Origin of the sequence: Salinispora pacifica DSM 45544 (genome assembly GCF_000378845.1) — a bacterium.
Taxonomy (GTDB): Bacteria; Actinomycetota; Actinomycetes; order Mycobacteriales; family Micromonosporaceae; genus Micromonospora; species Micromonospora pacifica.
This window is the reverse complement of the sequence record NZ_KB905359.1, coordinates 4,326,963-4,340,306: the sequence shown is the minus strand read 5'-3', so window position 1 is coordinate 4,340,306 and position 13,344 is coordinate 4,326,963. Positions and strand designations below refer to the sequence as shown.

9 protein-coding genes are annotated in these 13,344 nt (G+C 70.6%); 4 read left to right on the top strand and 5 right to left on the bottom strand.

Annotated elements, in window-relative coordinates:
- Window positions 1–3: 3 nt before the first annotated feature.
- Window positions 4–1,680, bottom strand: coding sequence for an energy-dependent translational throttle protein EttA (ettA, locus tag SALPAC3_RS0119960; protein WP_018222952.1), 1,677 nt, complete (start codon window positions 1,678–1,680; stop codon window positions 4–6).
- Window positions 1,681–2,009: 329 nt separating this feature from the next.
- Between ettA and SALPAC3_RS0119955 the strand changes: the two genes are divergently transcribed.
- Window positions 2,010–3,410, top strand: a complete 1,401-nt coding sequence (locus SALPAC3_RS0119955) for an alpha,alpha-trehalose-phosphate synthase (UDP-forming) (protein ID WP_026185744.1) — start codon at window positions 2,010–2,012, stop codon at window positions 3,408–3,410.
- Complete coding sequence (otsB, locus tag SALPAC3_RS0119950) at window positions 3,407–6,010, top strand: trehalose-phosphatase (protein WP_018222950.1); 2,604 nt, start codon at window positions 3,407–3,409, stop codon at window positions 6,008–6,010. The genes SALPAC3_RS0119955 and otsB overlap by 4 nt, the downstream gene beginning before the upstream one ends.
- 174 nt (window positions 6,011–6,184) lie before the next feature.
- Here the strand turns inward: otsB and cobA are convergent, their stop codons facing one another.
- Genes cobA through cobC form a run of 3 tightly spaced genes read right to left on the bottom strand, consistent with a single transcriptional unit; the run spans window position 6,185 to window position 9,724 of the window.
- Window positions 6,185–7,465 (bottom strand): uroporphyrinogen-III C-methyltransferase, encoded by a 1,281-nt coding sequence (gene cobA, locus SALPAC3_RS0119945; protein WP_018222949.1) that lies wholly within the window; start codon window positions 7,463–7,465, stop codon window positions 6,185–6,187.
- A 34-nt stretch (window positions 7,466–7,499) separates the two neighbouring features.
- Window positions 7,500–8,591: a nicotinate-nucleotide--dimethylbenzimidazole phosphoribosyltransferase gene (gene cobT / locus SALPAC3_RS0119940; protein WP_018222948.1), complete on the bottom strand. Its 1,092-nt coding sequence runs from the start codon at window positions 8,589–8,591 to the stop codon at window positions 7,500–7,502.
- Window positions 8,591–9,724, bottom strand: a complete 1,134-nt coding sequence (gene cobC, locus SALPAC3_RS0119935; RefSeq protein WP_232430527.1) for an Rv2231c family histidinol phosphate aminotransferase CobC — start codon at window positions 9,722–9,724, stop codon at window positions 8,591–8,593. The genes cobT and cobC overlap by 1 nt, the downstream gene beginning before the upstream one ends.
- A gap of 121 nt (window positions 9,725–9,845) precedes the next feature.
- Between cobC and SALPAC3_RS0119930 the strand changes: the two genes are divergently transcribed.
- Both SALPAC3_RS0119930 and SALPAC3_RS0119925 read left to right on the top strand, forming a co-directional pair.
- Window positions 9,846–11,978 (top strand): transglycosylase domain-containing protein, encoded by a 2,133-nt coding sequence (locus tag SALPAC3_RS0119930; protein WP_018222946.1) that lies wholly within the window; start codon window positions 9,846–9,848, stop codon window positions 11,976–11,978.
- A gap of 79 nt (window positions 11,979–12,057) precedes the next feature.
- Window positions 12,058–12,876 (top strand): SURF1 family cytochrome oxidase biogenesis protein, encoded by an 819-nt coding sequence (locus tag SALPAC3_RS0119925; protein ID WP_018222945.1) that lies wholly within the window; start codon window positions 12,058–12,060, stop codon window positions 12,874–12,876.
- 82 nt (window positions 12,877–12,958) lie between these two features.
- Here the strand turns inward: SALPAC3_RS0119925 and SALPAC3_RS0119920 are convergent, their stop codons facing one another.
- Window positions 12,959–13,165 carry a hypothetical protein gene (locus SALPAC3_RS0119920; protein WP_018216694.1) on the bottom strand — a complete coding sequence of 69 codons (207 nt, stop codon included), beginning with the start codon at window positions 13,163–13,165 and terminating at the stop codon, window positions 12,959–12,961.
- Window positions 13,166–13,344: the final 179 nt, after the last annotated feature.

Here is a 13,344-nt window from a genome sequence, read left to right as displayed (position 1 = left end):
GAGTCAGTCGCGGGTGAGCTTGCGGTAGGTAACCCGGTGCGGCCGGGCCGCCTCGGCACCGAGACGCTCGACCTTGTTCTTCTCGTACGCTTCGAAGTTGCCCTCGAACCAGAACCACTTCGCCGGGTTCTGGTCATCCCCCTCCCAGGCCAGGATGTGCGTCGCGACCCGGTCCAGGAACATCCGGTCGTGGGAGATGACCACGGCGCAGCCGGGGAAGTCCAGCAACGCGTTCTCCAGGCTGGAGAGGGTCTCCACGTCCAGGTCGTTGGTCGGCTCGTCCAGCAGGATCACGTTTCCGCCGATCTTGAGCGTCAACGCCAGGTTGAGCCGGTTGCGCTCGCCCCCGGAGAGGACCTTGGTCGGCTTCTGCTGGTCCGGCCCCTTGAAACCGAAAGCAGCGATGTACGCCCGCGACGGCATCTCGACCTTGCCCACCATCAGGTGGTCCAGGCCGTCGGAGACGACCTCCCAGACCGTCTTGTCTCCGGCCAGACCCGCCCGGGTCTGGTCGACATACGACAGGGATACGGTGTCACCGACCTTCACGCTGCCGGCGGTCGGCTGCTCCAGCCCGACGATGGTCTTGAAGAGGGTCGTCTTCCCGACGCCGTTCGGGCCGATGATGCCGACGATACCGTTGCGCGGCAGCGAGAAGCTCAGGTCGTCGATCAACACCCGGTCGCCGAAGGCCTTGGTGAGGTTCTGCGCCTCGATCACGGAGCTGCCCAGACGCGGGCCTGGCGGGATCTGGATCTCCTCGAAGTCCAGCTTGCGGGTCTTGTCCGCCTCGGCGGCCATCTCGTCGTACCGGTCGAGACGGGCCTTGGACTTGGTCTGGCGCGCCTTGGCGTTCGAGCGGACCCAGTCCAACTCGTCGGCGAGCCGCTTCTTCATCTTGGCGTCCCGCCGGCCCTCGACCGCCAGCCGGGCCGCCTTCTTCTCCAGGTAGGTGGAGTAGTTGCCCTCGTAGCCGACGGCCCGTCCCCGGTCCAACTCCAGGATCCAGCCGGCCACGTTGTCCAGGAAGTAACGGTCGTGCGTGATCGCGATGACGGTGCCGGCGTACTTGGCCAGATGCTGCTCCAGCCACTGCACGCTCTCCGCGTCGAGGTGGTTGGTGGGCTCGTCGAGCAGGAGCAGATCGGGCGTCTCCAGCAGCAGCTTGCAGAGCGCGACCCGGCGCCGCTCACCACCGGAAAGCTGGGTCACGTCGGCGTCCGGCGGCGGGCAGCGCAACGCGTCCATGGCCAGTTCGAGCTTGGAGTCGATGTCCCAGGCGTCGGCGTGGTCCAGCTCCTCCTGGAGACGGCCCATCTCCGCCATCAACTCGTCGGAGTAGTCGGTGGCCATCTGCTCGGCGATCTTGTTGAACCGCTCCAGCTTGGCCTTGGTCTCCGCAACCGCTTCCTCGACGTTGCCGAGGACCGTCTTCGCGTCGTTGAGCGGGGGCTCCTGCGCCAGCATGCCGACGGTGTAGCCGGGCATCAGCCGGGCCTCGCCGTTACTCGGCCGGTCCTGCCCCGCCATGATCTTCAGCAGGCTGGACTTGCCGGCGCCGTTCGGGCCGACCACACCGATCTTGGCACCCGGCAGGAAGCTCAGCGTCACGTTGTCGAGCACGACCTTGTCGCCATGCGCCTTGCGCGCCTTTTCCAGGACGTAGATGTACTGGGCCACGGTGCGGGCTACCCTCCATCGATCAACGGTGTGGTCTACACGCGGGCGGGGCCGCCGCGGATGCGGAGCCGAGGTCGCCCGTCGGCGGGCCGGTCACGCCGGCCCGCCGTCAATCCTGACAGGTCACCCCGGCTGCGCCCACATCACCCCGCCGGGCCGGCGACCCGACCTGACCGCCCGGCAGAACACCAGAAAGTGTCGACAAGATCACGTTTGGGGTTGTGCGCCGACGAGCGGGTGGGTTAAGTCCGGCACGGTACACCAGACGCCGCGGCTACGCTCAGTACGCTCGACGCGGGGGATTCGTCAGCACCCGGAGGTGGCCCAACGTGACCGTCCGCAGCTCCTTTGTCGTAGTGGCCAATCGATTGCCCGTTGACGAGGTGAGCACACCCGAGGGACGGCAGTGGCGACGCAGCCCGGGTGGGCTCGTGACCGCACTGCATCCTGTCCTCGCCGAGCACCACGGGACCTGGGTGGGCTGGGCCGGCGGCAAGGGGGCCGCACCGGAGCCGTTCGACCTGGAGGGCATCCGGCTACATCCGGTGCCGTTGAGCGCGGAGGAGTTGGAGCGCTACTACGAGGGGCAGTCCAACGCCATGATCTGGCCGCTGTACCACGACGCGGTCGAGACCCCGGTTTACAAGCGCCGCTGGCGGGAGACCTACCGGCTGGTGAACGCCCGCTTCGCCGAGGCGGCATCGGAGGTCGCGGCGGAGGGTGCCACGGTCTGGGTGCAGGACTACCAACTCCAGCTGGTACCGGCGATGCTCCGCGAGCTCCGCCCCGACCTACGGATCGGCTTCTTCCTGCACATCCCGTTCCCGCCGATCGAGCTGTTCATGCAGATGCCGTTCCGCACCGAGATCCTCCGCGGGCTACTCGGCTCCGATCTGGTGGGCTTCCAGCAGCGGCTCGCGGCGCAGAACTTCGTCCGGCTGGCCCGGCACCTGCTCGGGCTGCGCTACGAGGGGCAGATGATCCAGGTCGACGGCCGCCGGGTGAAGGCGGGCGCGTTCCCCATCTCCATCGACACGCAGGAGATGGAGCGCCTCGCGGTGGATCCGACGATCCGGGCGCGGGCGGAGGAGATCCGCGCGGAACTGGGGAACCCACGCACGATCATCCTGGGCGTTGACCGGCTCGACTACACGAAGGGCATCGAGTTACGACTCAAGGCCTTCCGCGAGTTGCTCTCTGACGGAAAGTTGACAGTTCCGGACGCGGTTATGGTGCAGGTGGCGACGCCGAGTCGAGAACGGGTGGAGCACTACCAGGCACTTCGCGTCAAGGTGGAGCGCGAGGTTGGTCGGATAAATGGTGAATTTGGTCGGGTTGGGGTACCGGCAGTGCATTATCTGCACCAGTCGTACAGTCGCACCGAACTGGCCGCGATGTACGTCGCCGCCGACGTGATGATGGTGACCCCGCTGCGAGACGGAATGAATCTGGTGGCCAAGGAGTACGTAGCAGCGCGCGCCGACCGAGGCGGCGCGCTGGTGCTGAGTGAATTCGCTGGCGCCGCCACCGAGCTGCGCCAATCGTTCCTGTGTAACCCGCACGACCCGGACGCGGTCAAGGAGGCCCTGCTGCGGGCCGTGCACGTGGAGAAGCCGGAGGCGCGTCGCCGCATGCGGACAATGCAACGTCATCTGCGTACCCACGACGTGGGGCACTGGGCGAAGTCCTTCCTCACCGAACTCGGCGTACCGGGACCGGATGCCTCGTGAGCACCGGCACCACACTCGGTAACCCGGTCGGTGGCGGTCTGGAGCAGGAACTGCGCACCGCGATCGGTCGCATCGCCCGCGTCCCCCAGCTGCTGATCGCCTGTGACTACGACGGCACCCTCGCCCCGATCGTCGAGGACCCGAGCCAGGCCGTGCCGCTGCCGGAGGCGGCGGCTGCGGTCCGGGCGCTCGCCTCGCTGCCGCAGACCAATGTGGCGGTCGTCTCCGGGCGGGCGCTACGGGATCTGGCCGCCCTGTCCCGGCTGCCCAGCGAAGTCCACCTCGTCGGCAGCCACGGTTCCGAGTTCGACATCGGCTTCGTCGAACGGCTCTCCCCCGAGCTGGTCGCCGTCCGCACCCGGCTTCGGGACGCGCTGCGCGAGATTGTCGCCACCCACCCCGGAGTTCGGCTGGAGCGCAAGCCGGCCAGCGTCGCCGTACACACCCGCGGGGTTGATCCACAGATCGCCGCCGCAGCCGTCGAGGCGGTCCGCAACGGCCCCGCGACCTGGGACGACGTCACCGTCACCCAAGGAAAGGAGGTCATCGAGCTGTCGGTGGTCGCCACCCACAAAGGCACCGCCGTCGACCAACTTCGTACCCAGCTCTCCGCCAGCGCGGTGCTGTTCATCGGCGATGATGTAACCGACGAGAACGCCTTCGGCAACCTGCACGGGCCAGATGTCGGCATCAAGATCGGGCCCGGCGAGACCAGGGCGCAGCATCGGGTAGCCGAGCCGATCGAGGCCGCCCGCGCCCTCGGCCTGCTGCTGGAGACCCGACGGAACTGGCTCTTCGGCGAGCGGGCGGTGCCGATCGAGCGGCACTCGATGCTGGCCAACGGCCGTACGGTCGCGCTCCTCACCCCGGAAGCCAAGGTCACCTGGCTGTGCAACCCCAAGCCCGACTCCGCCGCGATCTTCGCCGACCTGGTCGGCGGCAGCCCCGCCGGCTACTTCAGCGTCGTGCCGGAGCGCGGTGGCATCCCGCTCGGCCAGCGCTATCGCTCCAACACGATGACCGTGGAGACCCGGTGGTCCGGCCTGACCGTGACCGACTGGCTGGACACGCCGGACACCGAGACCACACCGGACGGGCCGGCGATCGTCAGCGCCGACTCGGCCCTGGTCCGGGTGCTCACCGGGCGGGGCCGGGCGCAGCTGGAGTTCGCCCCCCGGCCCGAGTTCGGCCAGGTCGCCGTCCAGCTCCAACCGCTCGACGACGGGCTGCTGGTGCTCGGCTCCAACCACCCGGTCGCGCTCTACTCTCCCGGCGTCACCTGGGAGGTGGTCGGCGACGGCGTGTACGAGACAGCGACGGCCACCGTTGACCTCTCCGCCGCGGGCGGGCCGGTCGTGTTGGAGATGCGCTTCGGCACCCACAGCCTGGAACACCATCGGCAGCCGATTCACGAACGGCAGGCCGCGGCGGAGCAGCCCTGGAAGGACTGGGTGGCCACGCTGCGGTTGCCGACCACCGGTCGGGACCTGGTCGCCCGCAGCGCGCTCACCCTCCGCGGGCTGTGCCACCAGCCGAGCGGCTCGATCCTGGCCGCCGCGACCACCTCCCTTCCCGAGGAGTTGGGCGGCGTCCGCAACTGGGACTACCGCTACTGCTGGCTCCGCGACGCGGCGCTGACCGCCCGCGCTCTGGTTGACCTCGGCTCCACCGAGGAGGCCGAGGCGCTGCTGCGCTGGATCGACGGAGTCGTTGACCGGACCGGTGGGCACCCCGAACGGCTACACCCGCTCTACACGGTTGACGGTTACGAGTTGGGCGCCGAGGCGGTCATCGACACCTTGCCCGGCTACGCCGGCTCCCGGCCCGTCCGGGTCGGCAACCTCGCCAACCACCAGCTCCAACTCGACGTCTTCGGTCCGATCGCCGACCTGATCGCGGCGGTGGCCGACGCTCGCGGCTCCGTCCGGGACGACGAGTGGCGGGTGCTGGAGAACATGGTGGAGGCGGTCCGCCGCCGCTGGCACGAGCCGGATCACGGCATCTGGGAGGCGCGGCTGGCGCCCCGACACCACATCTTCTCGAAGGTGATGTGTTGGCTGACCGTCGACCGGGCACTGCACGTGGTGCGCAAGCACGGCGGTGCGGAGCAGCCCGAGTGGGTGGAGCTACGCGACCGGATCGGCGCCAACGTGCTCGAGTTCGGCTGGCACGAGCAGGCCGAGGCGTACAGCGTCGCGTACGGGCACGAGGACAGTGACGCCTCCTCGCTCTGGATCGGCCTCTCCGGCCTGCTCCCCGGGGACGACCCCCGCTTCGTCTCCACCGTCCTCAAGATCGAGGCAGATCTGCGCAGCGGCCCGGTGGTCTACCGCTACCACTGGGAGGACGGCCTACCCGGCCGGGAGGGTGGATTCCACATCTGCACCTCGTGGCTGATCGAGGCGTACCTGCGTACGGGCCGCCGGGGCGACGCGGAGGAGTTGTTCACCCAGATGATCGACACCGCCGGACCGACCGGGCTGCTACCCGAGCAGTACGACCCGCTGACCGAGCGCGGGCTGGGCAACCATCCACAGGCCTACAGCCACCTCGGCGTGATCCGCTGCGCCCTGCTGTTGGACAACATGCTCAAGCAGTGAGCTGCGGCCCCGACAGCCACCACGAGCCGCGTCGGCCGACCCGGCTCGTGGTGGCGGCCCGCGTCGGGCAGCCACCACGAGCACCGGGCGGCCACCAAAGGCGCGGGGCCGCCACCAAAGGCGCGGGGCCGCCACCACGAGCGCGGGGCCGCCACCACGAGCGTCCGGCCGCTCTCAGAAGCCCAGGGCGCCGACCACGTCGCCGACGACCACGACCGCCGGGGGACGGAGGCCCGCCGCAGCCACGTCGGCCGCCACCACGCCCAGCGTTGAACGGATCGTCCGTTGGGCGTCGGTCGTGCCCTCCTGTACGACCACGGCCGGGGTCTGGGCCGGGCGACCGTAGGCGACCAACGTCGCGGAGATCGCCGCCAGATTCTTCAGTCCCATCAGAATCACCAACGTGCCACGCAACCCGGCAAGGTGCTCCCACCGCACCATGGAGGCGGGCGAATCCGGCGGAAGGTGCCCGGAGACCACGGTGAACTCGTGCGCGACCGCCCGGTGGGTCACCGGGACACCGGCGCCGGCCGCGGCGGCGATGGCGCTGGTCACTCCGGGTACCACCGTCACCGGTACGCCCGCACCGGCGCAGGCCAACAGCTCCTCGCCGCCACGACCGAAGACGTACGGGTCGCCCCCCTTGAGCCGGACCACGGTCCTACCGGCCCGGGCCCGGTCCACCAAGATCCGGTTGATCTCCTCCTGGGCACGGGCCGGGCCGTAGGGAATCTTGGCGGCGTCCACCAGCTCGACCTCGGGACCCAGCTCGTCCAGGAGCAGCCCGGGCACGAGCCGGTCGGCGACCACCACCTCCGCCTCGGCGAGTAGCCGCCGCCCCTTGACAGTGATCAGCTCCGGGTCACCCGGGCCCGCGCCGACCAGGGCGACCTGTCCACCGCGGTGGGTTGGGCGCGGCGAGGCCTGCCAGCGATCGACGCGGACCGACCCCGGAGCACCGCCGGCTCCGGCACCGGCCGGCGGCGGGGCCAGCCGACCCGGCCCGGCGGCGAGCAGATCCCGGATGGCGTCCCGGACGGCCATCGACCGGCGGGGGTCACCGCCGCCGAGAACCGCCACCGTCACCGGCCCCTGCCGGGTCACCGCCGGCGTCCACGCGGTGGCGGCGGCGCGATCATCGGCCCGAACACAGAAGATCCGCCGCTCGTCGGCCACCGCGCTGATCGCGGCGGCGGCGCTCGGGTCATCCACCGCGACCTGCACCAGCCAGGCGCCGTCGAGGTCGTCCGCGGTGAACCGCCGCCGCTGCCAGCACAGCCGCCCGGCGTCGGCGTGGGCGCGCAGCGCCGGGGTCAGCTCCGGCGCGACCAGGAGGACGTCCGCGCCCGCGTCGAGCAACGCCGGCACCCGGCGGGTGGCCACGACTCCGCCACCGACCACGACCACCCGCCGGCCGGCCAGCCGCAGACCGAGCGGGTACGGATTGCCGCTCACGCCGCCGTTCCGCCCGTTCGGACGGTCGGTGCGCTCATTTCTGCGCCACCCCCGCCGAGTCGAAGGTGGCGACCTCGTGCAGCACGCGGACGGCACCCGTGACCACCGGCAGGGCCAGCAGCGCCCCGGTGCCCTCGCCGAGGCGCAGCCCGAGGTCGACCAGGGGGGTCAGCCCCAGCCGGCGCAGCGCCACCGTGGCTCCCGGCTCGACCGAGCGGTGGCCGGCCACCATCGCGCCGGTGGCAGCCGGGGCGAAGGCCGCGGCGGCCAGCGCGGCCGAGTCGGCGATGACGCCGTCGAGCAGCACCGGCACCCGGCGGGCGGCAGCGCCCAGGATCAGCCCGGCCAGGGCGGCGTGTTCCAGGCCGCCGACCGCGGCCAGCACGCCCAACGGGTCCGTCGGGTCCGGCTGATGCCGGCGCAGCGCCGCCCGGACCACCTCGATCTTGCGCTGGTGCGTCGGATCATCCACTCCGGTGCCCCGGCCGGTCACCGCGGCGGGGTCAGCCTCGGCGAAGACCGCGATCAGCGCGGCGGCCGGCGTGGTGTTGCCGATACCCATATCCCCGGTGAGCAGGATGGCGGCGCCGGCATCGATGAGTTCGCCGGCGACCCGGATGCCCGTCTCCACCGCGGCCCGGGCCTCCTCCCGGGTGAGGGCGGCGGTGACGGCCAGATCCCGGGTTCCGCGCCGGACGTTCGCCTCGACCAGCCGGGGTCCGGCGCCGCCGGCCGGGCCCGATCCGGACGGTACGGCCGCAACCGGCGTTGGCGGCGTGGCGACCCCGATGTCCACGACGGTGACCGCGGCGCCGGCCTGCCGGGCGAACGCGTTGACCACCGCCCCGCCGGCGAGGAAGTTGCCGATCATCTGCCCGGTGACCTCCTGCGGCCAGGGCGTCACACCCTGGGCGTGCACACCGTGGTCTCCGGCGAAGATCGCCACCGCGGCCGGCTCGGGCAGCGGCGGCGGGCAGGTGCCGGCCAGGCCGGCGAGCCGAATGGAGAGATCTTCCAGCGCCCCGAGGGAGCCCGCGGGTTTGGTCAGCCGACGCTGCAGGTCCGTGGCGGCAGCCATCGCCTCTTCGTCGAGCGGTCCGATCGCCGCCCTCGTCGTCTCCAGCATCATCCCTCCAGAATCTCGGCCAGCACGGTGGTAAACGCGTCGGTCGTCGCCGGATCGCGGACCGCGATCCGCAGCCAGTCCGGGCCCAGCCCGGGGAAGGTGTCGCCGCGGCGCACTGCCCAGCCTCGCTCCCGCAGGGCACGGCGTACGGCGTCGGCGCCCGGGTGGTGGATGAGGACGAAGGCGCTCGCCGGCCGGCCGACGACGCGTACCCCCGGTAGGGGCGCCAGCCGGGCAAGGAGGTGGTCGCGGTCGGCGGCGAGGTCGGCGGCGATCTGGCGTTCAGCTCGCACCGCTTCGGGGCCGGCGCAGGCTGTCGCGGCAGCGAGGGCCGGGGTGGAGACCGGCCACAACGGCTGCACGGCGGCCAGGCGTTCCAGCAGTTCCGCTGCACCGAGCAGGTAGCCGACGCGCAGCCCGGCCAACCCCCACGTCTTGGTGAGGCTCCGCACCACCAGCAGGCCGGGCAGATCGGACCGGACAGCAAGCGACTCCGGCTCGCCGGCTACTCCGGGCGCGAGGGTGGTGTCGGCGAACGCCTCGTCCACCACGAGCACCCGGCCCGGCCGGGCGAGCGCGGCCAGGTCGGCGGCCGGGTGCAGCACCGAGGTCGGGTTCGTGGGGTTGCCGATCAGGACCAGGTCGGCATCGACCGGGACCTTTGCGGGGTCGAGCCGGAATCCGTCGCCGGGGTCGAGCAGTACCCGCTCGACCCGGTGTCCGGCCGCGCGCAGGGCCGCCTCCGGCTCGGTGAACTGCGGGTGCACCACCACCGGGCGACGGATCCCACGCAGCGCCTGGGCGATCAGCACGAATCCTTCGGCCGCCCCGGCGGTGAGCAGCACCTGCGCCGGTTCTCGACCGTGCCGGGCGGCGACGGCGGCCCGCGCCGCAGCCGAGTCCGGATACCGGGCCAGGTCACCGAGGGCAGCGGTGATCGGGTCGGCCAGCCAGTCCGGCATCGAGGCCTGGCGCACGTTCACCGCGAGGTCGACCAGACCGGGTGCGGCTTCGACATCTCCGTGGTGGCCAAGGTCGAGCTCCGGTGCCGCCGGGACGTCCGGTGGGTTGTCCACCGGGGCAGGCAGGTGGTCCGGCAGCGCGGCCACTCCCCCGCTCGACTGCGTAAGCATGACCGCGATCCTGCCGGGAAGGGGGCGCGTGGCACAGCGCATCGTGACGTGGGCCGCATCACGAACGACGGATTAATGAATATTTCTCTAGTACGAATCGGAAATGTCATAACTTAGCCCTGTGAGCAACCGTCCCCTTGCTGCCGCCGGTCGTCTCGTCCCACTTCTCCGCGCCGGACTCATCGCCGGCATCGTCATCGCCGCCCTGGCCTACCCGATCGCCGCCGCAGCCGGCATCGGCGCCAAGGTCACGGCGCACGCGATGGAACACAAAACCAAGATCCTCAAAACCGCCCTGCCAGCCGAGACCTCGTACCTCTACGCGCCGGACGGCAAGACCGTCCTGACGATGTTCTACGAGGAGTACCGGCAGTACACAAAGCTCGCCGACGTGTCGCCGAACATCCAGCAGGCCATCATCGCCGCTGAGGACGCCCGCTTCTACCAGCACACCGGCGTCGACCCGAAGGGCATCGCCCGCGCCTTCGTGGCCAACGCCCGCTCCAACGGCATCTCCCAGGGCGCCTCCACCATCACCATGCAGTACGTCCGGATGGCCCTGCGGGACAGCGCCACGACCCCGAAGGAGGTACAGGAGGCGACCCAGCAGACCAGCCTGCGCAAGATCCGGGAGATGCGGCTGGCCATGGACCTGGAGAAGGAGCTGACCAAGGAGCAGATCCTGGAGCGATACCTCAACTCGGCGTACTTCGGGCATCGCGCCTACGGCATCTACGCCGCCAGCGAGATCTACTTCTCCAAGACCCCAAAGGACCTCTCCGTGATCGAGGCCGCCACCCTCGCCGGACTGGTCAAGTCGCCATCCCGGTTCGACCCGGCCAGCTCCGACCAGAAGGAGGCGACCGCCCGCCGCAACTACATCCTCGACCGGATGACCGACCTCGGATACCTCTCACCGGACGCCACCGCCAGCGCCAGGTCCGAACCGATCGAGCTGACCCTGAGCTACCCGTCCAACGACTGCGCATCGGTGCCGCAGGAGTGGAACAGCTGGGGATTCATCTGCGACTACGTGAAGAACTGGTGGAGTGCGCAGCCCGCATTCGGCGAGAACCGCCTGGAACGGATGGACAAGCTGCGTCGGGGCGGGTACCGGATCGTGCTCAGCGTGGACCCGAAGACTCAGGAGGCGGCGGAGAAGAACGTCGGCACGAAGGGGAGAACCGGCAGCCCGTACGCCAACGGCATCGTGGTCACGGAGCCCGGTACCGGGCGGCTCAAGGCCATGGCGGTGAACCGGACCTACTCCCTGAACCTGGACGGGAATCCGCTCAGCTCCAACCCGGAGGTCGGCCCGAAGGTCAAGGCCAGCTACCCGAACACGGTCGCACCCCTGCTCGGCGGCGGTGACCTCCCCGGCTACCAGGCAGGATCGACCTTCAAGATGTTCCCGCTGCTCGCCGCCCTCGATTCGGGCATGACCCTGAACACCAGCTTCAACGCGCCGTACCGGTACCGGTCGGAGGTCTACAACGGCTGGGCCCCGTCGAACGCGAGCGGCGCCATGTCCGGTATGCAGACCATGTGGTCCGGCTTCGGAAAATCGGTCAACACGTACTTCGTATGGCTTGAGGAGCAGGTCGGGGCAGACCGGGCGGTACGCCTCGCCGAGCAGCTGGGGCTGCGCTGGCGCACCGATGTGGACCGACACCACGCCGCGCCGGCGAACGCGAAGACCTGGGGTGCCTTCACCCTGGGGGTCTCCGACGCCACCCCGCTGGAGATGGCGAACGCCTACGGTGCCGTCGCCGCCGAGGGCCGGTACTGCGAAGCGATCCCGGTGCAGGCGATCTACAACCGGGACGGCACCCCAACAATCTTCCGGACCGCCGGCGGGATCGAACGGGAGGTCGCCAAGCCCCGCTGTCGCCAGGTGGTCAGCGCCGACGCCGCCCGGGCCGCCACCGACGCCGCCCGGTGCCCCACCGGCGACTCACCGGCCCGGGGCGGCTGCGGCGGTTGGTCAACGGCGGACAGCGTCCGCGGCACCGTGGGCCGCCCGGTGGCCGGCAAGACCGGTACCACCGACAGCACCCGGTCGGCCTGGTTCGTCGGGTTCACTCCCGAACTGGCCGCGGCCAGCTTCATCTCCGACCCGGACAACCCCTTCAACGCCGTCGGTGATGGTCAGTCGCAGATTCCCATCCACGCGGTCGCGAACACCCTGCGCGACGCGCTGGAGGACAAACCGACCCGCGACTTCACACCCCCCTCGGACGCGATCGTCGGCTGACCTGGGTGCCCTGCCTGGGCAGCGGGCAACGGCCACCGACGGTCGCACCGATCGACCCGCCACACCTACGGGTAACCTCATGGCCGTGTACCGGTTCCTGCTGACGCCACGCTGGCTGGGCGCGCTCGCGCTGACCCTGGTAGCGGCGGTGATCATGGTGTTGCTCGCCGACTGGCAACTGGCCCGTTACCGCGATCGCACCGCGATCAACGAACAGATCGATGCCGGCCAGCGAATGGACCCGGTGCCGCTGGCCGAGGCGGTAGCCGCCCCGACCGGGGAAGCGGGCACCGTCGGGCCTGCCCCCACCACCGAGCGAACCTGGACGAAGGTCAACGTCACCGGACGGTACGACGCCGCGAACGTGATCCTGGTCCGGGGGCGCTCACTGGACCGCACGGTCGGCTTCGAGGTACTGACCCCGCTGCTGCTGACCGACGGCACGGCCGTGTTGGTCAACCGGGGCTGGATCCCGCCCACACCGGGCGGGGACGCCACCGTCCAGCCGACCGTGCCCACGGCCCCCGCCGGCACGGTCACCGTGACCGGCCGAATCCGCGCCGGTGAGGGCGGTTCGCTCCCGGTCACAAGCCGTGACGGCAAACTGGAGACCCGCCGCGTCAGCCTGCCCAAGCTGGCCGGGGAGTTGCCGTACCCGATCTACGGCGGATATGTGCTGCTCGATCAGCAGACCCCAGCCGCCGACCCGACCTTCCAGACGGTCCCGGTCGGCTACACGAACAGCTGGCAGAACTACGGGTACGTCGTACAGTGGTGGATCTTCGCCGGGATGACGCTGCTCGGCTTCGGCTACTTCGCCCGGCGGGAGGCCCAGCGACGGGCCGGCGTGGTGCGCGAACGTCCCACCGACCGGACGGCCGAAGCAACCTTGGCCTGATCATCGGGTGCGACGTCCACGCCGCCACACCGGCATCGCCGGCGAGCGGCACCGGTGTGGCGGGCAGGCGGGCAGGCGGGCATCAGAACGAAACGGGCTCCTCGATGCGCAGGCCCCGGGCGCGCACCCCGTCAGCGACCCGGGCGAGCGTCGAATCGAGTGCGACCAGCGCGACAGAGAGCTGACCGAGCCGCTCCTTGAGTGACTCATCGGACCACGCGGAGACGTCAACGTCTCCCAAAGCACTGACGGCGGCCTCCAGGCGGGCCATCACCTCGTTCGTACTCATGTACGAAGGCTATACCAACCGGGTGACCGACACGCCGGAAACGCCCCGCCAGAACAGGACGTTATGGTTCCGACACCCGGGACGGCTGGGACGCGCCGGCGGGGGTATCTACCCACCGCCGACGCGTCCGCCCGCAGACCCGCTCCGCAACGCTGAGGCCAACCCGCCCGGCTCAGCCG

What these genes read in the sequence shown, in the direction of transcription:
- cobT (WP_018222948.1), bottom strand. Translation starts at nt 8,591, where the DNA reads ATGCTGGAGACGACGAGGGCGGCGATCGGACCGCTCGACGAAGAGGCG.
- cobC (WP_232430527.1), bottom strand. Translation starts at nt 9,724, where the DNA reads ATGCTTACGCAGTCGAGCGGGGGAGTGGCCGCGCTGCCGGACCACCTG.
- SALPAC3_RS0119925 (WP_018222945.1), top strand. Translation starts at nt 12,058, where the DNA reads ATGGCCGTGTACCGGTTCCTGCTGACGCCACGCTGGCTGGGCGCGCTC.
- SALPAC3_RS0119920 (WP_018216694.1), bottom strand. Translation starts at nt 13,165, where the DNA reads ATGAGTACGAACGAGGTGATGGCCCGCCTGGAGGCCGCCGTCAGTGCT.